This window comes from Dehalococcoidia bacterium (assembly GCA_040902535.1).
In the GTDB taxonomy this organism is placed as follows: Bacteria; Chloroflexota; Dehalococcoidia; order DSTF01; family JACRBR01; genus JBBDXD01.
Map to the genome: position 1 here is coordinate 140,881 of JBBDXD010000010.1, position 23,484 is coordinate 164,364.

Annotated in this window: 29 protein-coding genes, 1 tRNA gene and 2 pseudogenes; 13 read left to right on the plus strand and 19 right to left on the minus strand. The window is 65.0% G+C overall.

Features of this window, described 5'->3' with window-relative positions; genetic code table 11:
* Positions 1 to 50: 50 nt before the first annotated feature.
* The 3 genes from WEB52_05585 to WEB52_05595 all read right to left on the minus strand — a co-directional run bounded on the left by WEB52_05585 (position 51) and on the right by WEB52_05595 (position 2,640).
* Positions 51 to 1,274 (minus strand): glycosyltransferase family 4 protein, encoded by a 1,224-nt coding sequence (locus tag WEB52_05585; GenBank protein MEX2225907.1) that lies wholly within the window; start codon positions 1,272 to 1,274, stop codon positions 51 to 53.
* 233 nt (positions 1,275 to 1,507) lie between these two features.
* A complete protein-coding gene (locus WEB52_05590) occupies positions 1,508 to 2,272 on the minus strand; it encodes an endonuclease/exonuclease/phosphatase family protein (protein ID MEX2225908.1) in 765 nt (254 codons plus the stop codon).
* An 86-nt stretch (positions 2,273 to 2,358) separates the two neighbouring features.
* Entirely contained in the window at positions 2,359 to 2,640 is a 282-nt protein-coding gene (locus tag WEB52_05595; GenBank protein ID MEX2225909.1) for a GlsB/YeaQ/YmgE family stress response membrane protein, read from the minus strand.
* 633 nt (positions 2,641 to 3,273) lie between these two features.
* Here WEB52_05595 and WEB52_05600 point away from each other — a divergent pair.
* Both WEB52_05600 and WEB52_05605 read left to right on the plus strand, forming a co-directional pair.
* On the plus strand, positions 3,274 to 3,906 hold the full coding sequence (locus WEB52_05600; GenBank protein ID MEX2225910.1) for a hypothetical protein: 633 nt from the start codon (positions 3,274 to 3,276) through the stop codon (positions 3,904 to 3,906).
* A 103-nt stretch (positions 3,907 to 4,009) separates the two neighbouring features.
* Positions 4,010 to 4,789 (plus strand): SDR family NAD(P)-dependent oxidoreductase, encoded by a 780-nt coding sequence (locus WEB52_05605; protein ID MEX2225911.1) that lies wholly within the window; start codon positions 4,010 to 4,012, stop codon positions 4,787 to 4,789.
* A 46-nt stretch (positions 4,790 to 4,835) separates the two neighbouring features.
* Here the strand turns inward: WEB52_05605 and WEB52_05610 are convergent, their stop codons facing one another.
* The 6 genes from WEB52_05610 to WEB52_05635 form a co-directional block, all read right to left on the minus strand.
* Positions 4,836 to 5,756, minus strand: coding sequence for an SRPBCC domain-containing protein (locus tag WEB52_05610; protein ID MEX2225912.1), 921 nt, complete (start codon positions 5,754 to 5,756; stop codon positions 4,836 to 4,838).
* Positions 5,692 to 6,078 carry a metalloregulator ArsR/SmtB family transcription factor gene (locus tag WEB52_05615; GenBank protein ID MEX2225913.1) on the minus strand — a complete coding sequence of 129 codons (387 nt, stop codon included), beginning with the start codon at positions 6,076 to 6,078 and terminating at the stop codon, positions 5,692 to 5,694. The genes WEB52_05610 and WEB52_05615 overlap by 65 nt, the downstream gene beginning before the upstream one ends.
* 53 nt (positions 6,079 to 6,131) lie before the next feature.
* Positions 6,132 to 6,662 carry a ClbS/DfsB family four-helix bundle protein gene (locus WEB52_05620; protein ID MEX2225914.1) on the minus strand — a complete coding sequence of 177 codons (531 nt, stop codon included), beginning with the start codon at positions 6,660 to 6,662 and terminating at the stop codon, positions 6,132 to 6,134.
* 65 nt (positions 6,663 to 6,727) lie between these two features.
* The gene (locus WEB52_05625; protein MEX2225915.1) at positions 6,728 to 7,600 is read right to left on the minus strand and encodes a M14 family zinc carboxypeptidase; all 873 of its coding nucleotides are present in this window, start codon (positions 7,598 to 7,600) and stop codon (positions 6,728 to 6,730) included.
* Between the two features lie 181 nt (positions 7,601 to 7,781).
* On the minus strand, positions 7,782 to 8,876 hold the full coding sequence (locus WEB52_05630; GenBank protein MEX2225916.1) for an LLM class flavin-dependent oxidoreductase: 1,095 nt from the start codon (positions 8,874 to 8,876) through the stop codon (positions 7,782 to 7,784).
* A gap of 89 nt (positions 8,877 to 8,965) precedes the next feature.
* On the minus strand, positions 8,966 to 9,493 hold the full coding sequence (locus WEB52_05635; protein ID MEX2225917.1) for a YceI family protein: 528 nt from the start codon (positions 9,491 to 9,493) through the stop codon (positions 8,966 to 8,968).
* 11 nt (positions 9,494 to 9,504) lie between these two features.
* On the opposite strand from WEB52_05635, the gene WEB52_05640 reads away from it, so the two are divergent.
* The gene (locus tag WEB52_05640; protein ID MEX2225918.1) at positions 9,505 to 9,801 is read left to right on the plus strand and encodes a winged helix-turn-helix transcriptional regulator; all 297 of its coding nucleotides are present in this window, start codon (positions 9,505 to 9,507) and stop codon (positions 9,799 to 9,801) included.
* Between the two features lie 30 nt (positions 9,802 to 9,831).
* On the opposite strand, the gene WEB52_05645 is transcribed toward WEB52_05640, so the two are convergent.
* Positions 9,832 to 11,256: an AlkA N-terminal domain-containing protein gene (locus tag WEB52_05645; GenBank protein MEX2225919.1), complete on the minus strand. Its 1,425-nt coding sequence runs from the start codon at positions 11,254 to 11,256 to the stop codon at positions 9,832 to 9,834.
* A gap of 88 nt (positions 11,257 to 11,344) precedes the next feature.
* On the opposite strand from WEB52_05645, the gene WEB52_05650 reads away from it, so the two are divergent.
* The 4 genes and pseudogenes from WEB52_05650 to WEB52_05665 all read left to right on the plus strand — a co-directional run bounded on the left by WEB52_05650 (position 11,345) and on the right by WEB52_05665 (position 13,110).
* Entirely contained in the window at positions 11,345 to 11,914 is a 570-nt protein-coding gene (locus WEB52_05650) for a methylated-DNA--[protein]-cysteine S-methyltransferase (protein MEX2225920.1), read from the plus strand.
* A gap of 447 nt (positions 11,915 to 12,361) precedes the next feature.
* Positions 12,362 to 12,463: pseudogene (locus WEB52_05655) on the plus strand (YciI family protein).
* A gap of 38 nt (positions 12,464 to 12,501) precedes the next feature.
* Positions 12,502 to 12,876 (plus strand): hypothetical protein, encoded by a 375-nt coding sequence (locus WEB52_05660; GenBank protein ID MEX2225921.1) that lies wholly within the window; start codon positions 12,502 to 12,504, stop codon positions 12,874 to 12,876.
* Positions 12,877 to 12,879: 3 nt separating this feature from the next.
* Complete coding sequence (locus WEB52_05665) at positions 12,880 to 13,110, plus strand: hypothetical protein (protein ID MEX2225922.1); 231 nt, start codon at positions 12,880 to 12,882, stop codon at positions 13,108 to 13,110.
* 90 nt (positions 13,111 to 13,200) lie between these two features.
* Here WEB52_05665 and WEB52_05670 read toward each other — a convergent pair whose 3' ends face one another.
* Positions 13,201 to 13,599: a hypothetical protein gene (locus WEB52_05670; protein ID MEX2225923.1), complete on the minus strand. Its 399-nt coding sequence runs from the start codon at positions 13,597 to 13,599 to the stop codon at positions 13,201 to 13,203.
* A gap of 163 nt (positions 13,600 to 13,762) precedes the next feature.
* Between WEB52_05670 and WEB52_05675 the strand changes: the two genes are divergently transcribed.
* Positions 13,763 to 14,101 (plus strand): hypothetical protein, encoded by a 339-nt coding sequence (locus WEB52_05675; GenBank protein MEX2225924.1) that lies wholly within the window; start codon positions 13,763 to 13,765, stop codon positions 14,099 to 14,101.
* A gap of 256 nt (positions 14,102 to 14,357) precedes the next feature.
* Here WEB52_05675 and WEB52_05680 read toward each other — a convergent pair whose 3' ends face one another.
* Complete coding sequence (locus WEB52_05680) at positions 14,358 to 14,513, minus strand: hypothetical protein (protein ID MEX2225925.1); 156 nt, start codon at positions 14,511 to 14,513, stop codon at positions 14,358 to 14,360.
* Between the two features lie 108 nt (positions 14,514 to 14,621).
* Between WEB52_05680 and WEB52_05685 the strand changes: the two genes are divergently transcribed.
* Entirely contained in the window at positions 14,622 to 15,398 is a 777-nt protein-coding gene (locus tag WEB52_05685) for an ArsR family transcriptional regulator (protein ID MEX2225926.1), read from the plus strand.
* Between the two features lie 4 nt (positions 15,399 to 15,402).
* The gene (locus WEB52_05690) at positions 15,403 to 15,786 is read left to right on the plus strand and encodes a VOC family protein (protein ID MEX2225927.1); all 384 of its coding nucleotides are present in this window, start codon (positions 15,403 to 15,405) and stop codon (positions 15,784 to 15,786) included.
* Between the two features lie 450 nt (positions 15,787 to 16,236).
* Here WEB52_05690 and WEB52_05695 read toward each other — a convergent pair whose 3' ends face one another.
* The 7 genes and pseudogenes from WEB52_05695 to WEB52_05725 all read right to left on the minus strand — a co-directional run bounded on the left by WEB52_05695 (position 16,237) and on the right by WEB52_05725 (position 21,446).
* A complete protein-coding gene (locus WEB52_05695) occupies positions 16,237 to 17,016 on the minus strand; it encodes an alpha/beta fold hydrolase (protein ID MEX2225928.1) in 780 nt (259 codons plus the stop codon).
* 63 nt (positions 17,017 to 17,079) lie between these two features.
* Entirely contained in the window at positions 17,080 to 17,364 is a 285-nt protein-coding gene (locus WEB52_05700; GenBank protein MEX2225929.1) for a hypothetical protein, read from the minus strand.
* A 668-nt stretch (positions 17,365 to 18,032) separates the two neighbouring features.
* A pseudogene (locus WEB52_05705) lies at positions 18,033 to 18,140 on the minus strand (HNH endonuclease signature motif containing protein).
* A 412-nt stretch (positions 18,141 to 18,552) separates the two neighbouring features.
* A complete protein-coding gene (locus WEB52_05710) occupies positions 18,553 to 19,605 on the minus strand; it encodes a tyrosine-type recombinase/integrase (GenBank protein MEX2225930.1) in 1,053 nt (350 codons plus the stop codon).
* Between the two features lie 162 nt (positions 19,606 to 19,767).
* A tRNA-Arg gene (locus WEB52_05715) sits at positions 19,768 to 19,843 on the minus strand.
* Positions 19,844 to 19,875: 32 nt separating this feature from the next.
* On the minus strand, positions 19,876 to 20,373 hold the full coding sequence (locus tag WEB52_05720) for a DUF6391 domain-containing protein (GenBank protein ID MEX2225931.1): 498 nt from the start codon (positions 20,371 to 20,373) through the stop codon (positions 19,876 to 19,878).
* A gap of 101 nt (positions 20,374 to 20,474) precedes the next feature.
* A complete protein-coding gene (locus tag WEB52_05725; GenBank protein ID MEX2225932.1) occupies positions 20,475 to 21,446 on the minus strand; it encodes a ribose-phosphate pyrophosphokinase in 972 nt (323 codons plus the stop codon).
* Between the two features lie 139 nt (positions 21,447 to 21,585).
* Between WEB52_05725 and corA the strand changes: the two genes are divergently transcribed.
* From corA to WEB52_05740, 3 genes are all read left to right on the plus strand, one after another.
* The gene (gene corA, locus WEB52_05730) at positions 21,586 to 22,560 is read left to right on the plus strand and encodes a magnesium/cobalt transporter CorA (GenBank protein ID MEX2225933.1); all 975 of its coding nucleotides are present in this window, start codon (positions 21,586 to 21,588) and stop codon (positions 22,558 to 22,560) included.
* Positions 22,557 to 22,751, plus strand: a complete 195-nt coding sequence (locus WEB52_05735; GenBank protein ID MEX2225934.1) for a DsbA family protein — start codon at positions 22,557 to 22,559, stop codon at positions 22,749 to 22,751. Before corA ends, WEB52_05735 begins: the two co-directional genes overlap by 4 nt.
* 151 nt (positions 22,752 to 22,902) lie before the next feature.
* Positions 22,903 to 23,484, plus strand: a 582-nt coding sequence (locus tag WEB52_05740) for a hypothetical protein (GenBank protein ID MEX2225935.1), incomplete at its 3' end; no start/stop codon positions are given.

Sequence of the window (23,484 nt, forward strand, 5' to 3'; positions counted from 1 at the left end):
CGCGCGTCTAACGCGCGCGCGCAGGTGGGGGGCGTGCGAGCTCATCGCTGCTAGCGATCGCGATGCAACAGCCGCTCGTACAGCGCTTCCACCTCGCCAGCGTGCCGCTCCCATGTGAAGCGATCGAGCACGCGAGCCCGACCCGCCTCTCCCATGCGACGGCATCGCTCCGGATCGGCCAGCAGCGCGCCGATCGCCTCCGCGAGCGCGGCTGCGCTTGCGGCCGGCACGATCACGCCCGTCTCCAGGTGCGCCACGACTTCCGGCAGCGCACCCGCGTCCGATGCGATCACGGGCGTGCCGCATGCCATCGCCTCCGCCGCCGGCAAGCCGAACCCCTCGTACAACGACGGCGACACCAGCACCTGCGCGCGCCGGTACCAGCCCGCCAGCTCCTCATCGCTCACGCGTCCGACGATCGTCGCCCGATCGGCGATGCCGAGCCGTGCGATCTCGTCCGGCGCGACGCGTTGCTCGCCCGCGGGCCCGCCGACCAGGTACAGGTGCGCGTTCGCGCCCGGCGGCAGCAGCGCCATTGCCCGCAGCAGGTGGACGATGCCCTTGTTGTAGTCTTCGGCATTCCCGACGAACAGCACGGTGCCGGGCCGCCGCTCTTCGGGATCGCCGGCGCGAAACCGCTCGACGTCCACTCCGTCGTAGATCGTATTGATGCTTCCGTCGGCCAGCGACCACAGGTCCTCGATCAGCGCCGCCGACGCGTTCGACCCGGAGATCAGCGCATCGAGGCGACGGGCGACGATCCGCTGCATCTGCCGCGGATACCAGGCGATGCGTTTTACCTTCTCCCGCACCGAAGCGACGTGCGCCACGCCGGTCCGCATGTCGACGTCAAGCGGATGGTGTACGTTAGCGACGACCCGCCGTCCCAGCAGGCGGCGCATCAGCAGCAGCCCGTAGCCCAATGACTGGTTGTCGTGCACGATGTCGAACGGGCCGGACCGCGCCTCGATCCGCCGGAGTTCCACCAGCGCGCGCAGCGTATACGTCGCCATGACCGAGGTCAGCGTGAAGCGCGTGCTCGCGAACTCATAGAAGTTGAGCGGCGCGAAGTGACGCAACGGCTCGATGTCATGAAAAAACGCGCGCCGATCGAGCATCATCCGCTGAAAGCTGTGCGTCTCGAGGCGATGGTGTGTCACAGCGTCATCGAGCAGCGGATACGGCGGCCCGGAGATCACGTGGACGTCGTGCCCGCGACGGGCCAGCGCGCGTGTCACGTTGGCCAGGTACACGCCCTGACCGCCCGACTGCATCGAGCCGTGGTACATCAGGAAACAGACGCGGATACGGCACCTCCGGCGACACGGCGCGGCACGGTATGAACCTGTTCATCCCGTGTCCGGCGCACTGTACCAACGGAGCCCGCCCTTACCCTTGGACGACGTTTGTCCGAGCCGCATAGGCGCAGCAGGCACCTCACTGACCCGCGCCCACGCCGCGGCCGCGATCACGCAGAGTCATCGTATGGTCAGGCGATCTCCGCGTCTCACACGAATGAAACCTCCGCGACGATCCCGTAGTGGTCCGACGCGCAGAGCCGCTCGTCGTTCGCATCGACGCGGTCGAACACGATCCGCGCATCGTGAACGCGGACGCGGTCGTCCACGAAGATGTAGTCGATCGTCTTCGCCGGCCGCTGGCCCCAGACGGCGTTCAGCGGCGTCGGCACGGTACCCGCCGACTCGCAGCCGTGTACGAGCGCATATGCCGAGCGCAGCCGCTCGCCCACCGCCCCCACCGGCGGCATGTCCGGCGTCGCGTTCAGATCGCCGACGAGGATCGAAGGCACGTCATCGTGCGTCGCCATCCATTCGATGATCCGCCGCGCCTGCGCCAGCCGCATGTCGCCGGCGCTCGCCTCGTGGTGCAAATGCGTGTTGTAGAAGTCGAAGACGCCGCCGTCCGGCGCCCGCAGGCGCGCCCGCAGCGCCACGCGGTGGCCGCCGCGCAGGTCAATCGAATCATGCGACAGCGTCGGCAGCCGCGTCATGATGCCGATGCCTTCGCGTTTGCCCTGGAAGCCGGTCTTGTTCGCCTGGTGCAGCACGTACGGCGCCGCGTCGTCCGGCAGCCGCTCGTTCACCTTCCGTACGATCCATTCGCCCTGGCGCGTCGGTACGTGGATCTCCTGCACGCCGATGACGTCGGGCGCCAGTTCGACGAACTGCGCGAGCAGCAACGGCGCCCGCTCGAGCCAGCGGTCCGATGCGTTTCGCAGATTGAGCGTGGCGACGCGGATCGTGTCCTTCATGCAGCGTCATTAGCTTACGACGCGACCGCGCCCAATGCGAAGCGGCGGGCCGCTACCCGCCGCTCGCCCCGCATCGTCGCCCGCGCTCAGGCGTGCGCGGTGTTTCGCACGACCACCTTGTACGCCACGAGGATCAGCACCGCACCCACGATCGATAGGAAGATCGTGCCGATGTCGAAGTCGTCGACGCCGTTGCCGACGCCGATCGCTACCGCGAGGAATCCGCCGAGCAGCGCCCCGGCGATCCCGATCGCGATCGTCACCACGATACCGACGATGCCACCGCCGCCCGGGTCATCTCCCGGTACCAGCATTTTTGCGATCACGCCGCCGATCAGCCCTACGAGGATCCATGCAAGAATACCCATCTCGTTGCTCTCCTTCCGCTCCGTCCAGTTGGCGGCATCATGGCATGAGCGGACTATGCTCTCCGTATCATCGCGCGGGGCCGTGTTGCGGCTTCGTAACGGGCTCATCAGCCGGAAGGCGGTGACGCCAGGGCTAAAGCGCGCTCTGCAGCCACGCGATGACATCGCGCGTCACGTCGTCACGATTCGTCTCGTTGAGCTTCCGTGGCGGCCACCCGCGTAAAGAGATCGTCGAAACCCCCGGCAGAAGACTCGACCCCTGCAAGCGCGACGACTATGTTGATACTCAAGGAGCGCGGGTGCGCTCGGTAGCCACGAACCAGTATGAATCTAGACGTTGTCGGTGCAGCGATACACCTAAGAGCGACGTGTTCGGGTGAGTAGGAACGGCGCACTGAACGATGCGCCCTCCCGCCTCGCCCGAAAGCTCAGTCTGATCAACTCCGTCTTCATCGGCCTCGGCGTGATGATCCGCGCGGTGTTCTACGCGCCGTCGCGCCGCGTGAATCGTCGCGCCGGATCAGTCCGACCAAAGACCGATGCCGGCCCCCGGAGATCGTCCGTTACCGAGCCCGCGCTTCTCGGTGATGATGCGCGTACACGCAACGAGATGAAACACCAGAGGAGAAGACAATGGACGCCGCTTCGACATGGCTCGCGAACATGGCATCCCGGTGGCTTGCCACCGTCGGCATGCTCATAGCCGGCCCGGCATTTCTGCTGAACTTCATCGCCCATGACGGCATCATGCCGGGCCCGGACGAAGTCGACCGCACCGACGGCGCGTTCTCGCTCATGTTCATGGCCGGCGTCGCGCTGATCGTGGCGGCTCTCATCATCACGAGGCCGTCGCCGGTCGGGCGCAAGGGCCGCTGGCTGCTCTACGCCGTCGCCGCCATGGTGGTGCTCGGCGCCGTCTGGTCCGCGTTCATCATTGCCGACCCCAACAACCGCGAGAGCAGTAACCCGCTCATCATCGTCGGTGACGCGAGCTGGCCGCTGCACCAGGCGCTCATGCTCGTCGTGGGCATCGTCGCACTCCGTGCGAGGCGGTGGCCGGCGCCGGCGCGGTTCGCGCTCTTCGGCCCCGCGCTCGGCGTGGTGCTTGTGGTCGTCTCGGCGGCGCTCAACACGGACATCGTCGCCGCAACCGCGATTGGCGCCGGCTGGGTGATCGCCGGCTTCGGCGTGCTGGCCGCGACCGCGAGCCATGATGCCGCCGGCGAATCGCGCGACGCGGCCGTGCGTGCGGTGGCCGCCTCGTAAACGGGCCGTCTCGTCAACCGAAGGAGGCGCCGGCGGCGGCGCCTTCTTCGCATCCACGACGCGCCGTTGGCCACCGCCACACGAGCGGCTATAGTCCGGAGTCATGACGAAGCTCAGCAAGCTCAGCAGGTCCATTGAAGGCCTGACGACGATCATCACCGGCGCGGCGAGTGGCATGGGCCGCGCGACCGCCTACGTCTTCGCCGACGAAGGCGCGCGCCTCGCGCTCGTCGACCGCAACGCCGATGGCGTCTCGACGGTCGCCGATGAGATCCGAGCAGCGGGCGGCGAAGCGCGCGCTTACACCGCCGACCTCGCCGACGGCGCCGCCATCACAGACCTCGTCGCGCGCGTGCGGTCCGATTTCGGGCCCGTCGATATTCTCGTGAACAACGCCGGCATCTCCGTCGGTGCGCCGATCGACCATGATATGTGGGAACAGGCATGGGAATTGACGTTCGCCGTCAACCTCACCGCGCAGGCGCGCCTGATCCGCGCTTGCGCCGAAGATCTCGCGCGCAATCGCGCCGGCCGCGTCGTCAACATCGCTTCGACGGAAGGGCTCGGCGCGACGCCCGGCGGCAGCCCCTACACCGCCGCGAAGCACGGCGTCATCGGCCTCACACGGTCGATGGCCGTCGAACTCGGGCCGCGCGGCATCAACGTCAACTGCATCTGCCCGGGGCCGATCCGCACGGGCATGACGGCGGGCATCCCGGACGAGGCGAAGGAGAAGTACGCACGGCGTCGCGTCGCCCTTAAGCGCTACGGGGACCCGGAAGAAGTCGCGCACGCCACGCTCAGCCTCTGCCTGCCGGCCGCGAGTTACATCACGGGCGCGGCGCTCGTCGTCGATGGCGGCATGATCATCCGCAACGCATAGTCCACTATGAGCGCCCGAGCGACGCGGCTTCGCCTGTCTCCGTCTCCTACGCGCCCAGCAGCGCTTGTTTGACGCTCTCGACGTGGTCGGCCATGGAGCTGCTCAGGCCATCGACAAGCTGTCCGACAGACATTTCCGCTCCGCCTGCAAACGCGTACGGGTGCGATTGCGCCAGGTCTGCGTCCGACAGGCCACGCACGAACTCCACTGCCGTCGGGCCGCTGTCGCGCACCGCCTGTGAGACGTCGGCTTTAGACACGTTGGCGAATTGTGCCGCATGCTCGGCATTCGCGCGCGGGGTGTCAACCGCAAGCGCCTCGAAGTCCTTCGGCTTGCCTTGCAGGATCAGGTCGAGCGCCCGCAGGCCCGCGCAATGCGCGACGACGTGATGCGCCGTCGCGGCGACCGGCCAGCCCTCCGCTGCCGTCGTCGAGCGCCAGGCATGCTCACTCGCGCCTTCCACCAAATACCGCAGCTCGATCAGCCTGGTGTTGATCTGCGCCGCCTTCGCCGCGCCAGCCGCCAAATCGATCGATGGCGTTGCCTCCTCCTTCAGGCCCTGCTGCAGGCTCTCCAAGAAATGATCCCAACCCTCGCTGTGCGACGCGGATTCCGCCGCCGGCAGCCCGCGATGCACCAGCGTGAGCTTCGTGCCCTCGCCGTCCGCGACGAGGTCGATCTCAACCGTCGTTGATCCGGGCGGCGAAGCATCGCCCAGTGACTCCCATCCCCAGGTGAATACGACGCGCTTCCCCGGTACCAATTCGACAAACGCGCCGCGCATCACGTCGAAGCCGTTGAAGTTGAACCGCACGGTTCCGCCGGGCCGGCTATCGGCAACGACGTCCGGCGAGACCCACGTGGCGAGCTTGTGCGCGTCCGTGAGGTACTCATACACGAGGTCAGGACGCGCGGCGATTCGCACCTCCTTTTCGATGACTCCCGCTGCGCTTGGTGATTGCACCACGTATGCCTTCCTTTCGATCACGAATGATCTGCTCCTCCTCCGCCGCCGCCTTCAGCTGCGCGAGGCCTTCGTTCCAAAATTCTTCGAAGTAGGCGCGCAATTCCGAAAGCCCCGCAGGGCGCGCGCGGTACAGACGCTGTGTGCCCGCACGACGCTCGTCAATCAACCCGGCAGCCTTCAATACCTTGAGGTGCTGCGAGACACCGGGCCTGCTCATCGCGAAGTGAGCCGCAACATCCCCCGCGGGCATTTCATCGCGCCAGACGATGCGCAGGATCTCCCGCCGTGTCGGATCGCCGATCGCCTTCAACACGTTGTCCACGATTTCAGTGTAAGTCGGTGCTTACGTAAGTGTCAAGTGACAGATGGCCGCTTCTAACCGCGCACCAACTCGACGATCCACTGCCGGTGCTCCAGGTAGTGACGGTACGTATCCCCGGCCGCCTTCTCCAACACGGTGCGTCCGGAAGGGTCGCCCTCCCAGTGCGTCTGCGCGAACACGCCAGGCGCAAGCTGACTGAGGAATGCGACGATCGCCGCATGCGCCGATCGGTATTCCGCGAGAGCATCGCCGAGCGGCAGGCCGCGCATGCGGTGGTACAGCAGGTTGTTCAGCTCGTCGAGCCCGGCAGCCTCGTACCGCTCGCGATCTATGCCGACGATCTCGTGATCGGACCCGTCGCTGAGGTGCGCCACGATCATCCGCTCCCATGAGGCGATGTGCGACAGGTGGTCGGCCGTCGACCAGCCTGCTCCGTCGCGCAGGTCAGCCAGCTCATCTTCGGTCAGCGCCGCCACCACTTCGTCCAGCGCGGCGCGCGCCGGCGGTATCCGCGCCAGCAACTCTTCCTTCGTCCGCGGCAATGCCATCTGCTCGAGCGCGCTCAGCGCGGTTTCGTCTGACATGCATGCAGTCTACGGCGCGCCGAAATCGCGACGCTCGTTGCCATGCGACGGACTACGCTACGGCGCTACGGTACTTCGATGTCAGGCACGCGGAACGGCGTCGGCGTGGGCTTCGCCGGTGTACGCTCCGCCGTCGGCGTGGCGACGCGTTCGCCCGATACTTCCTGCAGCACGGCGAGCAACCCGCGCAGATTGCGGTCGAACTCCTCCGGCGTGATCTGGCAGCAGTTCGCAAGCTCGACGTCGAAGGCCCGCAGCGCCAGCCGCTGCTCCAGCGCGTCGATCAGTTGACCGGTGATCCGGTACGCCGTCCACTCTTCGACGTACGGATATCCCGATGCCTCGGCAAAGCGCTGGCCGTAGACGTCCGCGCCGGGCACCTCGTTCGCTTCGACGAGGGGCGCTTCGGCGTGCCAGACGATCGTGATCTCCGGCCGCAGCGTCGCGACGAAGTTGTACAGCGCCGCCGTTTCCGGCTCCGACAGCGGCGCCGGGCCGCCCAGTCCGCGACGGCAACCCGACGCCGGGTGACAGGCGTCGCTGCTCCAGTCGTCGGCCGGCCAGTTGCGGTTGAGATCGATGCCGCGCGCGTTCGTGTGGATGCCGCGCGCCGTACCATCGGGATTCGCGGAGGGAAGCACGTACAGCGTCACGCTAGCGGGCACGGCGCCGGGGTTTGCGCCCAGGTACACGGCCAACTGCTCGACGATCATGCGGCTGTTGTCCTCGGCGCCCGTGTGCAGCCCGCCGATTAGCAGCACCGCGCGCGGTCCGGAGCCGAACCGCTGCACGCCGATGTCCCGCTGTTCGACGGAACGCCCGATCGTAAAGGTGCAGGCGCCGCCCACCAGCGCGGCCAGCACGAGCGCGCCCGCACACCATGCCCGCAGATCACGAGAACCCCGACGCGCCATGCCCTGTCCCTTCCCGAGAAGCATCGGCGCGATTGTGCCACCTTGAGCGTGACGAATGCATCCCACCGCCGCCGAATTCCCACGCAAAGATTCGGCATCGCGACTCTGCGGACGTTATGGAAACGGGGCGCCTGGGCGCGGATGCCCATGGACGCAAGCGTGTGGTGAACATACGCAGCCGCGCCTCCACCCGCCGGGCTTCCCGTTACGGCGAAGTCGCCACCCTGTCGCCGCGCGAGCCTTCTCCTCCGGCCGATTCGCCCGAAGATGTCGCCTTGCGCACAGCCGGCGCCACCTTCGTGCCGAACAGCTCGATCGACTTCATCACGCTCGCGTGCGGCATCGTCCCGACGCTGAACTGCACGAGGAACCGCTGGTACCCGAACAACTCGTGCTCGAACAGCATCTTGTCGATCACCTCGTCCGGGCTGCCGACGAGCAGCGAGCCGCGCGGCGAACGCATCGCCTCGAACTGGCCGCGATTCATGGGCGACCACCCGCGTTCGCGTCCGATCTTGCTCATGACGTGCGCGTACGGCGGGTAAAACAGGTCCGCCGCCTGCTGCGAGTCCCCGGCGATGAACGCGTGCGAGTTGATGCCGACCGCCAGCCGCGATGCATCGTGCCCGGCGGTGCGTCCCGACTCGCGGTAGGTATCGACCAGCGGCACGAATCGCTCCGGCGCCCCGCCGATGATCGCGATCATCAGCGGCAGGCCAAGCTTGCCCGCGCGCATGACGGAGTCCACGCTGCCGCCCACCGCGATCCAGATCGGCAGCGGATGCTGCACCGGCCGCGGGTAGACGCCCAGGTCCTTGATAGGCGCGCGATGCGTGCCCTCCCACGTGACGCGCTCGCTCTCACGTAGTCGCAGCAAAAGCTCCAATTTCTCCGCGAACAAATCGTCGTAGTCGCCCAGGTCGTAGCCGAACAGCGGAAACGACTCCGTGAACGACCCGCGCCCCGCCATGATCTCGGCGCGCCCGTTCGACAGCAGGTCGACCGTCGCGAAGTCCTGAAACACGCGCACCGGATCGTCGGAGCTGAGCACGGTCACCGCGCTCGAGAGGCGGATCCGCTTCGTCTTGACGGCGGCGGCGCCCAACACCACCGTCGGCGACGAGACGGCGAAATCCGGCCGGTGATGCTCGCCGACGCCGAACACCTCCAGTCCAATCTGGTCCGCCAGCTCGATCTCTTCGATCAGGTTGCGCAGCCGCTGCGCGCCATCGATCGTCTCGCCCGAAGCGGGGTCGGGCGTAATCTCGGCGAATGTTGTGATGCCAAGTTCTACGGTCATATCGTCACCTCTATCTGTTTCATCCTATCCGCTCGCGGCCTGCCTGCTCGCTCCGGTCCGGCGGCACACACAGGAGCCGCAGGAGGGCGTCAGTCCTGGCGTATCGCCGCGATGTTCAGCGTGATCTTCACGCTGTCGCTCACCACGACGCCGCCCGTCTCGATCGCACCGTTCCAACTGACGCCGAAGTCCTTGCGGTTGATCTTCGCCGTCGCCACGAATCCGGCGCGGTCCTTGCCGTACGCGTCGATGCCGCGACCTTCGAACTCCACGTCCAGGGCCACGGGCCGCGTCACGTCGCGCATCGTCAGATCGCCCGTCATGCGCCAACGCTCGTCGTCCACCCGCTCCAGGCGCGTGGTCTCGAACGTGAACCGGGGATACTGCTCGGCGTTGAAGAAGTCGTCCGAGCGCAGGTGCGCGTCGCGGTCGGCGACGCCCGTGTCGACGCTTGCGACGTCGATGGCGGCCCTGACGCTTGAACGGGACGGATCGCCCTCGTCGATGCGCAGCGTCCCTTCGGCGATGTTGAATCGACCCTTCACCGTCGTCACCATCATGTGCTTGACGGCGAATTCGGCGCTGGAGTGCGCCGGGTCGATGCTCCAGGTGCTCACGGCTGTTTCGGTTGCGCTGGACCGGCGCCATCATTCGCGCGCTGCTCAGCGGCGTCACGCGCTTCAGCGACGTCACGCAGACGGTGCCCGGCCTCAGCGATCGCATGCTGTCGGAGCGGTTCAAGGAGCTTGAGGCCGAGGGCGTCGTCGAACGGCGCGTGCTCCCGGAGACGCCCGTGCGGATCGAGTACCACCTGACCGAAAAAGGACGCGCGCTCGCCGGCGCCGTCGACGCTATCTCGGCCTGGGCGAACGACTGGGTCTCGCCGGAGCCGGCGGCCAAAAGCGCAGCCCGTACGCGCACCTAGCTCGAGCGATCGCCTGACGCCGGGCGAACGTCAGTGCGCCAGCGACGACCAGAGATACATGGCCGCGACACCGCGGTGCGGGCGCCACGCCTCGGCGCGTTCGGCCAACTCCTCCGCGCCGGGCACGTCCTCCCGCTGTAACAGCGTGGCAGCAGCCTTGCGTAATCCCAGGTCTCCCGCAGGAAAGGCGTCCACGCTCGACGCGGCGCGCATGGCGATCATCTGCGCGGACCACGGCCCGATGCCCGGCAAGCTCGTGAGCGCGCCCACCAGGTCCTCGAGCGTGTGCGAGCCGTCCAACGGCACCTTGCCCTCCGCGTAGACGCGGGCAAACGCCCGCACGCTCTCGGCGCGCGACTGCGTCAACCCCGTCTCGCGCAACTGGTCGACCCTGACGCCGGCGATGCGACGCGCCGAAGGAAATGTGTGCGTCAGTCCCCAGCCGCCGACGCCGCCCACACCTTCACCGAAGCACTGCGCGATCCGCCCCGTGATCGTGCTCGCGCCTCGCACCGAGATCTGCTGCCCGACGATAATCCGGACCGCAACTTCAAACGGATCCCACGCCCCCGGCACGCGCAGCCCGGGGCGGCGCGCGATCAGCGGCCGCAACATCGAATCGCGCTTCAGAAGCTCGCTCGCATCGCCCGGCTGATCGAGCCCCGCGATGCGCCGGATGCGCGCGACGGCATCGATTAGCGAAGTCAGCGCCGCAAGATGCACCGTCACGTGCAGATGGCTCGCGTCGCCCTGCGCGACTTCGATGACTCCCGGATATCCGCACATCACGACGCTGCGGCGGTACGTCCCGGCATCGACGGCCTCCACGCCGGGAATGGCGCGCGAGGCCAGGTATGCCAGCGTGCTATCGAACGCCGGCGCCCCGGCGAACGGCAGACGCAGCCGCAGGCCGCCGTCCGCCGCCATGCGGTCGTTCTTGCCGCGTTTCGCACGCAGCACCGTCGGCGTGAAGCGGAACGTTTCTATGATCATGCGGTTCATCTGCCGCACGCTGCGAAAGCCCGCCGCCGCCGCGACGACGGGCATCGAAAGGTCCGTCTCGTCGAGCAGCCGCCGCGCGAAGTGCGCGCGACGCGATCGCGCGATGAAGTCCGGCGTCGCGCCAAGCTCGCTCAGGAACAGGCGCCGCAGATGACGCTCACTCGTCGCGAGCCGCTGCGCCAGGTCGACCTCGGTATATGCGTCGAGAGCGCCGTCGCTGATCATCCGCAGCCCGCGTGCGACGATCGTCTCGCCGTCCGCCGAGAATGGCGGCAGGCGGTCTGGCCTGCAGCGCAGACATGGCCGAAATCCGTGCGCCTCCGCCGCGATCGATGACGGGTAGAGCGTCACGTTGCGGGCCAGCGGGCTCGCGGTGCAGTCCGCCCTGCAGTAGATGCCGGTCGTGCGCACGCCGCTGATCGTTGCCGAGGTCATGGCCCCATTGTGGCGCATCCGCGCGGCTGTGTCGGACACATTCGGACTTCTGAGGATTGTCCGAATCTGGCCAACTCAGGCGCGGCCGGGGAGCGAACATGGCGGTATGAGAACGAACCCGCCCTCCCACGCCACGATCATCCAGGTCACCACGTTCGCGTCGCCCGTGGGGGAGATCACGTTCGCGATGGACGGCCCCGCGCTCTGCGCGCTGAAGTTCGCCGGCGGCCGCACCTCCGTCTGGCCGGCGCTCGCCCGGCGCTACGGCCCCGACGTCGAACTCGCCGAGGCGAGCGCGCGCCATCCCGCCGTCGTCGCGCTGCTCGCCTACTTCGACGGCGACCTCGATGCGCTCGACGCCATCGAGGTCAGCGCCGGCGGCACGCCGTTTCAGCAGCGCGTCTGGCAGACGCTCCGCGCAATACCCGTCGGACAGACGGCGTCCTACGCCGATATCGCGCATCGCATCGGCGCTCCGAAGGCGTTTCGCGCCGTCGCGCGTGCCAACGCCACCAACCCTGTAGGCATCGTCATTCCGTGTCATCGCGTGATCGGCGCCGATGGCGCGCTCCGCGGCTACGGCGGCGGCCTCGAGCGAAAGGCGTGGCTGCTCGAACATGAGCGCACCGCCCGCGCACCGCGTCATGGCGAGCAGATCGCCCTGTCCGCTCGCTGATCAGCCTGATCGACGGGCCGCGGACGGGACGCTAGCAAGCCGATCGGCGCGCGCCGGATCGGCGGCCGCGGCGTTCTGGTGCAGCGATATCGATGGTCGGCGCATCGGAGGATGCGCTGCTGGCGAACGGCACGCCGCACGTGTTCTTTTTACATAGATCAAATGCCGCGCGCCAAACACGGTCACATCGAAGCGAGATGCCCGCGCTATCGTGTGGAAATGATGGACGGCGGCGCAATCCGCGACACGTGGGACCGGCTGACGAGCACGCCAAGACCAGTCCTTGAACCCTCCGCCAGGATCGTTAAAGATCGCGAAGTCAGGTGGAAACTCGCCCGTCCGGACCGTCGATCTCGCGACAGTCCGTTCGACGTGTACGTAGCAGCAACGATGGCGTTCCAGATCCCGGACATCGTGCCGGGGCGCAAGCACGAAGGGAGTCACAACATGCGGTTCATGGTGATGGTCAAGGCGGACAAGGACAGTGAGGCAGGCGTGATGCCGAGCGAGCAAATGCTCGCGGAGATGGGCAAGTTCAACCAGGAGCTGGCGGACGCCGATATCTCGGAGTGCGACGCTGGCTATGGGTGCCCCCGCCCTGGCGCGGCCTCGCGTTCGGGGCCGTCACGCTCGTCACCGTGGGACAACCGCTGTTCGACCAGGCGAACGTCGATTTTCAGATCTTCGAGCCTCTCATCGTCGTCATTGCGCTGTTCGCCGCGCTCTTCCTTATTAATGGCGCCATCCTCGCGCCGCTCGCCGACCGCATCCACCCGGAGCCGCCCTACGCTGCGAGTACGCGTGTCCCGAGAGTCGCGGCCGGCATCATCGTGGTGGTCTCCCTGTTAGGACTCCTCCTGATGATCGGCACGATCCAAACCATGGTCGACGATGCGGGTACCTGCTCCGCCGCCCGCGGCGGCGGCAACGGCTGCGCCGTCCTCGACACCCCACGGAGGTAACGAATGCGAGTGCGATACGCACTATTGACGATTCTCGCTTGTGTCTGGCTGCTCGCGACAGCCGCCGTGAGCGTCGCGACGGTGGCGCTCGTGAGCGAAAGCGGCTGGTCAGAGCTACCGCTATTCGCGTGGCTGCTGCTTGGTGGCCTGTTCGCCGTCGCCCTGCCTGTTCTGCTGTACGGCGATTATCGATGGGTGATCCGCGCCGATGAGGCAGAACTCGGCGCGTCGTGAACCGGGGTAGGGCGACCTGCCCGGGCTTCCCGAGACAAGACACCCCGCGCGAGTCACGGCATCCTGAGATAAGGTGCCTCACTGGTACGGTTACGCCCGATGGAACAACCACCGGTCCGCTACGCGCGTTCGCCCGATGGCGTCAGCATCGCCTACCAGGAGTTCGGCGAGGGCCCGCCGCTCGTATTCGTGGCGTTTTGCCCGTTCAGCCACGTGCAGCGCGAGATGGAGATCCCGGAAGTACACCGCTACCTGGCTGAGCACGCCCGGACGCACCGCGTGATTCGCTACGACGGTCGCGGCAACGGGCTCTCCGACCGCAGAACCGCTGACTTCTCGGTCGATGCGCAGGTACGCGACCTGGAGACCGTGATCGACCACCTGGGACTGGAACGGGTTGCCCTGCTCGGCGCGTCGCTCGCGGCGCCGGCTGCGATCACGTTCGCGGCGTTGCACCCCGCTCGCGTTTCGCACCTCATCCTGTGGCATGCATACGCAAACGGCGCCGACCTGTATGGATCCGTCCTCAGTACGATGCGTTCGCTCGCCGAGCTGGACTGGGAGATGTTCAGCCAGACCGCGGCACACGTTGCGTTCGGATGGGAGCACGGGGAGCTTGCGCGAGAATACGCCGCAATGATCCTGGAAGGGCGTGCTCGCCGGCAACGGCGCTGCCGGTACAGGCGCCGCGATCACGATCACCATGAGCGTCCTGGAAAACGGGCGCGTCATCGCGACCGAGCCCGTGTACTCCATGGAACAACGCGAGTCGGCTCTGACGGTCGGAGGTTTCGACGACATCGGCCGCAACGACGTCAACATGCAGGTGGCGGTGGTCCCCGGCCGTGTTTACGATCTGCGTCTTATGGCGACGTGTGACGCGTTCTCCGGTGTCTTCGGCGTGGTCACGCATTGCATCTTCGGACCCAGCGACGTGTACGACGACGGATACGTCGAGTGGGGGATCCGCTCGATCCTCTTCTCGCCCTGACGCTTCGGTGGCGCGGATGGTCTCCGCTATGGCGAGGGGGTTCGTGCGTAGGGTTGTGGCACACCGGCAGGATTCGAATCTGCGACCATCGGATCAGAAGTCCTTTTGTGCGATCGCGTGTCCGACGGTCAAGCCTGAGTCTGCGAAGTATCCGAAGCGCGTTCGTGACGCCGACGAGTCCGGTGCTCATGCCCGCTGGCCATGTGAGCACCAGATTGGATCATGTCTGACGGACTACGGCAAGCGCGAAGCCGAACTACGGTTGCCACCGCACTTCGTACAGCCGCACGGCGTCCTCGAAGCCCTTGAGCATCGTCTCGCCGCGGTCAGCGTAGACGTAGCTTTTGCCGTGAGCAGGTGGCCTCGGCGGCTCAGGGATGAGGATCTCGCCCGTGCCCGCGCTCGGGGCCATGCGCATTTTCCCGAGCGAGCATCATTCGGAATCGGCCAGCCGAAGCCTCCAGAATATCGACCAAATCTCCTTGTTCAATCGATCTACTTTGATGTATCATGGGCGACCATGAGTGTGGAGCGTAACCCGAAGACGGCGCCCCCGAGCTTCCTGCAACTCGCCGGACACCCGCTGCGCTGGCAACTGCTCCGCGAACTCGCCCGAAGCGACCGGCAGGTCCGCGAGCTCACGAACATGATCCGCAAGCCGCAAAACCTCGTCTCCTACCACCTCGCCCGCTTGCGGGCAGGCCAATTGGTGTCGATGCGGCGAAGCTCCGCCGACGGGCGAGACGCCTACTACCGCGTCGACCTCGCTCGATGCCGGGAGCTGCTGGCGGCAGCCGGCGGAGCGCTCCACCCGGGGCTTGCTCTCACCCCGCTCGTCGGAGACAGCCATGCGGCCCAGGGGCGCCGCGTCCGCGTGCTGTTTCTGTGTACCGGCAACAGCACCCGCTCGCAGATCGCCGAGGCGCTGCTCCGGCACCTGGCCGGCGACACCGTCGACGCTTACAGCGCCGGCAGTCATCCCAGGAGCGTGCATCGGAACGCGGTCAGCGTGATGCGCGAGCGGGGCATCGACATCGGCTCGAACGGATCTAAGCCCCTGAGCCGGTTCGCGCGGCGGCGCTTCGATTACGTGGTCACCCTCTGCGACCGGGTGCGGGAGGTATGCCCCGAATTTCCAGGGGGCCCCGAGCGCATCCACTGGAGCCTCGCCGATCCGGCGCTCGAGGGGGACACCGACGAGGAGAGCTATCCGGCGTTCCAGCGTACCGCGGCGGACATCGAGAACCGCGTACGGTTCATGCTCCACGTCATCCGACAGCAACATGCAAGGAGGTGATCCCATGCCCGAAGACACCGTCAGCGTCCGCTACATGGTCGATGACGTCCCCAGCGCCGTCTACTTCTACACGAAGCATTTCGGTTTCACGCTCGGCACCAACGTGTCCTCGGCCTTCGCCGACGTCTTCCGGGGCAACCTGCGCCTGCTCCTGAGCGGACCGCAGAGCTCAGCCGGGCGGCCCATGCCCGACGGTACGCATCCGGCCCCCGGTGGCTGGAACCGGATCCACTTCGTGGTCGATGACATCGCGGCCGAGGTTGAGCGCCTGCGAGCCGAAGGCGTGCGCTTCCGCAATGACATCGTCACCGGTCCGGGAGGGAAGCAGATCCTGCTCGACGACCCATCCGGTAACCCGATCGAGCTTTTCCAGCCGGCTGCCCGCTGACGCATCTTGTGTTGTAAGAGATTGCGTCTCCACCCGACCGCCAGCTCCTTGTGGTAGTCCGGGTCGCTGCGACGGTCAGGTCAGCCTTCTGTGGTTGGGAGGTGACCATGAATCACGGAGCTACTCGATCGGTGAGCGTCGCGCTCAGGAAGTGCCCACTAACTGAGTTACTGATCGAGATCCGGGAGAAGACGAAAAAGTCGCAGGCAGACATCGCCCGTGACAGCTGGCTGAACGAAAGCTACGTCTCTCGGCTGTTCTCGGACGAGCGGACTAACCCTAGCCGGGACGCGCTGATACTACTCGGCGCATTCGGTCTGGAGCTTCCGGTTCCGGAAGTCGATGAGCTTCTGCTCACCGGCGGACTACAAACAGCTAGTCCTGCCTCAGAGCCTTCGGTAGGCGAAAGAGGGAGGCTGACTGACGCCGCCCTCCTTCACTCAAAGTCTTCTAAGGCGCCAACTTTCGAAGTGCATCGTTCGGCTGCGCGAAGTCGCACATCGCCGAATGGCATGTCCTTGGGTGTTCGGCGTGTGAGAGCCGGATGTTCTCGGTGTGGGGGCGCTCTGGGAGAGCGCAGACGGGCGGGAGGGCGAGGTTATCGCCTTCACAGAAACATGCTGTGATCTGCGTGATACCGCGAGCAACTCGGTCGGGCGGGTATGTGAGCCCTTCGACGACGGCGACCACCTGCCTGCCGCTGTCATCCTTCCACTCTAATTCCGCGCTTGTATGAGGAATTGCTACGAATACTGGGCTCGCGACTAGGTAGAGCGAAAGCGCGGGCGAGGCTTCGTTGAGCATGCGTCGATTTTGCCAGATCCATTCGTAGGCCAAGACGCCGCCAAAGCTGTGAGCAACGATAACGCGAGTCGAGCCGTCGAAGACCAGGTAATCATCAAGTAAGCGGACCGCCGCTCGAATATTCGCAAGGGCGCGGTGGGTTGAGTCTGATTCGCTGAAGACAGGATGATCGAATCCGGAGTAGCTGAACTCGCAGGGCGCGTACGCTGGAAGCGTTTTTGCGAATGGGTGTAGCGTTGTGTCTTCGGAGTTCGTGCCCAGGCCCGGGATCAGGAGCAACTTCTTTGGGGCGTTTGCTGGCGAGTACACGGGCCACTTCAATGGATTGAGTGGCGCCACTCGCTGTCGCTCGGCATCGAGCGCACTTTCGATCAGGTAGCCAGCGTAGCGCTTAGTGCGACGCGCCGCGCGGTCTCGGTCGTCCAACTAACACCTCTGTCACGTGGGTTTTGGGAAGACGCGGGCCATAACGTCTTCCCAAATGATTGACTAGTGACTGTTTCCGAGCGCAGCCTGAAATTCCTCCTGAACTTGAGGCTCTAAGTCCTGGAGGACATCTTTCAGCACCCATTTGACGCCACACGATTCACAACGAAGCACCGGTAATCGGCGCAGCGCAACGGTGACGGGGCGTTCGTCGTACTGACGAACAATGCGAAACTCGACGTGTTCACGGAGGAGGTTCCCATCGCACACACGACATGGACCTTGGTAGTCTGGGAACTCCGTTTGCTCTGCCACGTCGATCGTTAGAACGGCCGGTTTGCGGGCCATGCGATCTCCTTCAAACTGGATCCTTCCGGGATGGACCGACTCAATCGTCGGTACGGCATCCATGGCCCAACTTTCAGATTACCATAACAGAGCAACTCCTTCACTCGGTTGTTCGGTCGAGCCTATGCAACTCGGATCGCCTAGTCAAGCAACGCTCAGTATTTTCGGGCTCCTCGCGAGGGTTATTTGGTGGCTTCGATCGCTCTACTTCACCACGCGGATGGTTCGTGGAGGGCACCGTCGCGCGGATGGCTTGAGCAAGCGCTCTTGACGATCAAGTCCATCGGCGAAGCTCGGCGTTCAACAGGCTCTGTTCTACGACCGCGACGCTTCACCGGACCGTCTCCAGGATTGTGTGGGCCCTGGATTTCGTTGCAGTCGAAGCGGCTCTCCGACAACCTTCACCACGACATTTCCGCGCGTCGATCCCTTCGAAGACTCCGCTCAACCTGTCCCCAGGTTTTTTCATCATCACATGGCCTTGACGGATCGGCGTACACGCGTCCAATGTACGACGCGTACCGGCTGACGTGTATCGTCGACGCCAACGCGAACATTCCGATGCCGCTTTCCTTTGCGCGTTCAAAGAGTACGTCGCCGATTGCTTGTCGCAAGTGAGCATCCGAAGTATTGGCGACCGACTTCGGGACTGGTGCGTAACGTCCACCCTGATCGGCTGTCTTTTCCAAGTGACATGATGCGCAAAGCGGCTGAAGGTTCTTGGCGTCGTCCCCTCCACCGGGAACGATGTGATCAACGTCGGTTGCTGGCCTTCCGCACACGACGCAGGAGCTCCCCTTGGAGGTGAAGACTTCCGTCCGTTGCTCCCGCGTCAGATGCGGTTGATAGAACTTGCCAACAAGAAGATCTGACTCACGACGCCAGAGTACTGTCCGAACATCCTCGCCATCCGGCACGCGGAGATGCCGGCCTTCCTGCTCCACCCGCCGCCGGTAACGGACGAGGCGCGCAACCTCGCCACAGTAGTCAGAGCACCAGACCAAACGCTGACTGCGCTTGCGCTCTGGCCACTCAACGACACCAAGGCAGTCCGGTGCCTCGAACGCTGCATTACCGAGTTCATCGATCAGCGCAGCACAAGGCCAGCCATCGTCTGCCGGCTCCAGCTCCAGACGATGCAATGCTTCGCCACCAACCAGCACAAAATCACCGAGCATCAAGCCTAGTCTACTTGACGACGCGAAGCGCTCGGCGCGGTCGGCGGGGCTGAGCCTGTCGGCGCTGATTGCTTGCGCCCGCACTCTTAACGATCAGATCCATTGGCGAAGCCCGTCGCTCGATGAGGCTTTGTTGAACGTTCGCCATCGCGACGTAGCGACGGACCATCTCAAGCGAGGTGTGGCCGAGGATCTGCTGCAGCCGGAGAGGATCCCCGACTTCCTTCACCAGGTAATTCGTCGCGAACGTGTGCCGTAGCAGATGCAGGTGGACGCGGCGCACGTCGGCGCGTTGGCCGGCCCGAAGGACCATGTGAGTGAGGGCGTTGACGGTCAAGCGTTGACCGTTGCTATCGAGGAACAGGTGCGGGCTCTCTCCATTTGCAAACTGCTCTCTGAAGCGATCGCGCCAACGCAGCAGCGCGTCCTGGCAGCTCTGACCTATGGGAACCAGCCGCTCCTTGTTGCCCTTGCCGAGCACTTTGAGGTAGCCGGCGTCCAGATGAGCGTCCTCAGTCTTGAGGTCGCAGAGCTCCGAAGCACGCAAGCCGCAGTCGAGAAGCGTCCAGACCATCGCGTAGCCTCTGGCACCGAAAGGCTCGTCTCTATCGAAGACGGCAACGAGGCGCTTCACCTCTTCGTCGGAAAGAGGCTCTGTGACCTTCTGCTGGAACTTCGGCGGCTTGAGCGCCTTCAGGACGTTCGTGTCGGTGAAGCCATCTTCGTGGAGCCACGTGGCGAAGGCACGGAGACCACGGGCGAAGCTGTGGATGTAGGACGAAGACAGACCGCCTTGCTTGTCGAGGACCTTGGGATTGTTGTCCCAACGAGTTGTGCGCTCCTGCAGTTCGGCGATGTAGGCGCGGACGTTGGGGATCGTGACGTCGGCGAGGCAAGCGTCGGGGCCGAGCCAGCGCTCGAAGAGTTCCAGCTTCTGCTCGTACCAGCTGACGGTGGCGGGCGACTTGCCCGTCGTCTTGTTGTAGACGGCGAACTGCTCCCGGAGCTTGCTGAAGGGCGTGTTGTTTTTGTTCATAGCGGACCAGCGAGTCTTCTTGGGCATGATGGGGCGTGTCTCCTCTCGGCGTACGCGACTGTCCGTCACGGGCCGACCATGAGACTCGCTCTGACCACGAGACACGACGAAAAAGTCTCATGGCCGCGAAACTCGCTGTATCGCGCTAACGAGGCGCTTCTTGCCGAAAACAGATTCAGAAGTTGGGAGTGGCACCCCCGGCAGGATTCGAACCTGCGACCATCGGATTAGAAGTCCGGTGCTCTGTCCACTGAGCTACGGGGGCATATTGACGAGATCCACAACAGTGAGCGCGCCCTACGCCGCCGCTCTCCGCACCGTCTGCACTTTGTGGAAGCGCGCGCCGCCCCGTCCCCCCACCTTGATCCCCACGATCTCCGTGTCCGATAGATCAGGGCTCGTCGTCAGGTAGCGCTGCACCATACGCCCCACCGGCTGCGACGCTACCACCGCCAGCATCGACGCCAGGATCACGTTCGGAAACCGCTCCGTGCGCCGGCCTGACCCCAACGTCCACATCGAAGCCAGGCCCGCCAGCGCCGCCGTCACCGCGATGTTCGTCCCGCACAACGGCGAGACCGCAAGGTAACCCTCACCCGACTTCAAGCGATGCAGCGCCTCGTGCGTGCACTCGTCCAGCATCTCCGTCGGGACGTCCGCATACAGGTAGTAGCCGTCGCGCGTCGCACGCCCGATCACCCGAATGTCGCGGCCGATGCGCGTCAGCAGCACCGCGATCGTCGCGTGCTCCAGCGCATGATTGCGCTTCACGGTGCCGATGAGATGACCCAGCATGTGACCTCCGCCCCAGTATAGCGGCACCGCTAACAGACGAATCCGACTGACCGACTGACCGACCAAGAGCCTGAAAGACCGACAGACTGAGACTGATCGAATTACTGAAACAACGCCCCGACCGACTGTCCCGTGTGGATGCGCGTGATCGCCTCACCCAACAGCGGCGCCACGCTCAGCACCGTGATCTTGTCGCGCTGCTTGTGCGGCGGCAACGGGATCGTGTCCGTCACCACCAACTCTTCGATGATCCCGTCGTCGCAGATCTTCTCCACCGCGTGGTCCGAAAGGATCGGGTGTACGCACGCCGCCGTCACGCTCTTCGCGCCGTTCTCGCGCGCAATACGCGCCGCCGCGATAATTGTGCCGCCGGTCAGGATCTCATCGTCCGGCACGATGACGTGGCGCCCGTCGACGTCGCCGATCAGCGCCATCGACGAGATACGCTCCTCGTTCCCCATCCGCTCCTTGTCGACGACCGCCAGCGGAGTGCCAAGCTGCCGAGCCAGGTCTCGCGCACGCTTCGCCCCGCCGACGTCCGTCGCCACCACCGTCGTGCTCGAAAGATCGCGCTCCTTGAAGTGACGGCTAATAAGGTATAGCGCCGTCAGCTCGTCGACCGGAATATTGAAGAACCCCTGGATCTGCCCCGCGTGCAGGTCGATGGTCAGGATCCGGTCCGCGCCCGCCGTTTCGATCATGTTCGCGATCAGGCGCGCCGTGATCGGCACCCGCGGCTGGTCCTTCTTGTCGCTGCGCCCGTACCCGTAATACGGCACCACCGCCGTGATGCGACCCGCCGACGCGCGCTTGAACGCATCGATCATGATCAGCAGTTCCATGATGCTCTTGTTCACCGGCGATGACAGCGGCTGCACGATGAACGCATCCTGCATGCGCACATTCTCGAGCACCCGCACGAAAATGTTCTCGTTCGAAAACTCGAACACCTCCGCTTCGCCAAGCGGCATCTCCAGCGAACCGCAGATCGAGCGGGCAAGCTCCGGGTGCGCATTCCCCGTAAAAATTGCGAGGTCCTGGTACAACGTGCTCCTCCGGTGAGGAATAACCATGGGACGCCGTCCCTGCCGTCAGCATCGCGCCGGGCCGTGGCCGCGCAGCGCATGATAACGCAAGCCGCCGCGGAGCACCGCATCAGGGTAAGCTTGCGCAGGTTCGCGCCACCGCCGGCGCGCAGCAAGCGGGACGCCCGTGATCAGGTCCTCCGTACGCAGCAACGGCAACCTTCGTACCGGCCTCAGCATCGAAGAGGCGCAGGCCGCCCTCGCCGACCCCGCCAACCTGCTCTGGGTCGACATCGAAGAGTCGGGACGGGGCGAGGGCGAGCGCTGGCTCAGCGACGTCTTCGACTTCCACGCCCTCACCATCGACGACTGCTACAACACCCTCATCGACCCGCCGAAGGTCGATGATCACCATGACTATCTCTTCGTCATCATCCACACCGTCGAATACGACCCGGCGACCCGCGACCTGACGACGTCCGAGCTCGACATGTACATCGGCCGCAACTTCGTCGTCTCGTTCCACAAGCGTCCGCTGCACGCCGTGACAGAGCTGGAGCGGCGCGCGCACGGCGGATCAACGGACCTCCAGCACGGCGCCGACTTCCTCGCACACTCGCTGTTCGACATCACAGTCGATGACTTCCATCCGATCGTCGAACGCTTGGACGACGAGATCAGCACGATCGAAGAACAGATGATCGATCGCCCCGACAAGCAACTCCTCGCGCAGGCGCTCGTGCTGCGACGCAACGCGCAGAGGCTGCGGCGCACGGTGCTCCCCCAGCGCGACGTCGCGGCGCGATTCGCCCGCGGCGAGTATCCGGACATCATCGGCGCCCAATCGCTCTTCTACTATCGTGATATCTACGACCACACCGTGCGCGTCGAAGAGATGATCGAAGCCCTGCGCGACCTCGCCGACAGCACGCTCAGCACGTATCTCGGCGCCTTGAACAATCGCACCAACGAAGTGATGAAGACGCTCGCCATCGTGACGGCCGTCTTCCTGCCGCTGACGTTAATCGCCGGCATCTACGGCACCAACTTCGACAACGTGCCGGAATACGAATGGCGCTACGCCTACGCCAGCATGTGGACCGTCATGGTCGTCGTAGCGGCGGGCCTCATCGCATGGTTCCGCTGGCGCCGCTGGATATGAACCGCCTCGAAATCATCGCCTACTCCGACTACGTCTGCCCGTGGTGCTACATCGGCCTGCACCGGATCGAGCAACTGCAACGCGAGTTCCCCGTCGATGTCACGTGGCGGCCGTTCGAACTGCACCGGAAACGCCACGAAACGTGGCGCTATCCCACGCTGAACAGTCACATCATGAACTACTGGCGATGAGACTCTCGAAGAGCTCATGACTCACGCGCGGGGTGCTGCGATTGCAACACATTACGACGACACGCCCATCGACATCGGATTCGGCGCGGCGTAGCGTAATCGCTCGAGGGCGCTTTTTCACCTACTGCATCATGCGCGAGGGATCGGGCCCGTGTTCGGTCTCCCGAATCGTCCGCGCGTCACCAACAAGATGCGTCCACGGCTGCTTTCAATCCTTGCGCTCGCGTTGGTCGTGCTTTCCTTCACCCAAGTGGCGCGCGCTGATCACAAGAACTGGTGGTGGGATGACGACAAGTCTTGGATTTGGCAATACGTCGTCGATGACTCTCAAGACCTTCGAGTGTGCAACGCTGCCTTCATCGCGGACTCCACGGTCTGGCAAGCGTTTCAAGATTGGGAACCGGTTCTGAACGACGTGGACTTCGCATGGGTTGGGACCTGCGGGGCCGACGGTACGTGGGATATAAAGGTTCAGATGACGAACTTGAGCGGCGGACTAGCCACGGCTTGCCCACTGCTCGCGAACGATTGCGCGGGTAGTTCGGATTTTAATATCCAGCGTGGCACAATCACGCTTGACAATGCGACCTATGGATGGACGGCAAATGGCGCTCGTGCGCAAATCGGCCACGAAATCGGCCACTTGGTCTACTCGCTGCACGAGAAATATTACGATCTTGGTGACCTGCCCCCGATCTTTGGTCCACTCATTGTGAGAGTCCGACCGGGTCCT

What these genes read in the sequence shown, in the direction of transcription:
- WEB52_05735 (MEX2225934.1), top strand. Translation starts at nt 22,557, where the DNA reads ATGAACCGCCTCGAAATCATCGCCTACTCCGACTACGTCTGCCCGTGG.
- WEB52_05600 (MEX2225910.1), top strand. Translation starts at nt 3,274, where the DNA reads ATGGACGCCGCTTCGACATGGCTCGCGAACATGGCATCCCGGTGGCTT.
- WEB52_05670 (MEX2225923.1), bottom strand. Translation starts at nt 13,599, where the DNA reads ATGCCACAGGATGAGGTGCGAAACGCGAGCGGGGTGCAACGCCGCGAA.
- WEB52_05625 (MEX2225915.1), bottom strand. Translation starts at nt 7,600, where the DNA reads ATGCTTCTCGGGAAGGGACAGGGCATGGCGCGTCGGGGTTCTCGTGAT.
- WEB52_05620 (MEX2225914.1), bottom strand. Translation starts at nt 6,662, where the DNA reads ATGTCAGACGAAACCGCGCTGAGCGCGCTCGAGCAGATGGCATTGCCG.
- WEB52_05665 (MEX2225922.1), top strand. Translation starts at nt 12,880, where the DNA reads ATGCGAGTGCGATACGCACTATTGACGATTCTCGCTTGTGTCTGGCTG.
- WEB52_05725 (MEX2225932.1), bottom strand. Translation starts at nt 21,446, where the DNA reads ATGGTTATTCCTCACCGGAGGAGCACGTTGTACCAGGACCTCGCAATT.
- WEB52_05650 (MEX2225920.1), top strand. Translation starts at nt 11,345, where the DNA reads ATGAGAACGAACCCGCCCTCCCACGCCACGATCATCCAGGTCACCACG.
- WEB52_05590 (MEX2225908.1), bottom strand. Translation starts at nt 2,272, where the DNA reads ATGAAGGACACGATCCGCGTCGCCACGCTCAATCTGCGAAACGCATCG.
- WEB52_05685 (MEX2225926.1), top strand. Translation starts at nt 14,622, where the DNA reads ATGAGTGTGGAGCGTAACCCGAAGACGGCGCCCCCGAGCTTCCTGCAA.
- WEB52_05720 (MEX2225931.1), bottom strand. Translation starts at nt 20,373, where the DNA reads ATGCTGGGTCATCTCATCGGCACCGTGAAGCGCAATCATGCGCTGGAG.
- WEB52_05605 (MEX2225911.1), top strand. Translation starts at nt 4,010, where the DNA reads ATGACGAAGCTCAGCAAGCTCAGCAGGTCCATTGAAGGCCTGACGACG.
- WEB52_05710 (MEX2225930.1), bottom strand. Translation starts at nt 19,605, where the DNA reads ATGCCCAAGAAGACTCGCTGGTCCGCTATGAACAAAAACAACACGCCC.
- WEB52_05690 (MEX2225927.1), top strand. Translation starts at nt 15,403, where the DNA reads ATGCCCGAAGACACCGTCAGCGTCCGCTACATGGTCGATGACGTCCCC.
- WEB52_05585 (MEX2225907.1), bottom strand. Translation starts at nt 1,274, where the DNA reads ATGCAGTCGGGCGGTCAGGGCGTGTACCTGGCCAACGTGACACGCGCG.
- WEB52_05645 (MEX2225919.1), bottom strand. Translation starts at nt 11,256, where the DNA reads ATGCGCCACAATGGGGCCATGACCTCGGCAACGATCAGCGGCGTGCGC.
- WEB52_05630 (MEX2225916.1), bottom strand. Translation starts at nt 8,876, where the DNA reads ATGACCGTAGAACTTGGCATCACAACATTCGCCGAGATTACGCCCGAC.
- WEB52_05595 (MEX2225909.1), bottom strand. Translation starts at nt 2,640, where the DNA reads ATGGGTATTCTTGCATGGATCCTCGTAGGGCTGATCGGCGGCGTGATC.
- WEB52_05680 (MEX2225925.1), bottom strand. Translation starts at nt 14,513, where the DNA reads ATGGCCCCGAGCGCGGGCACGGGCGAGATCCTCATCCCTGAGCCGCCG.
- WEB52_05700 (MEX2225929.1), bottom strand. Translation starts at nt 17,364, where the DNA reads ATGGCCCGCAAACCGGCCGTTCTAACGATCGACGTGGCAGAGCAAACG.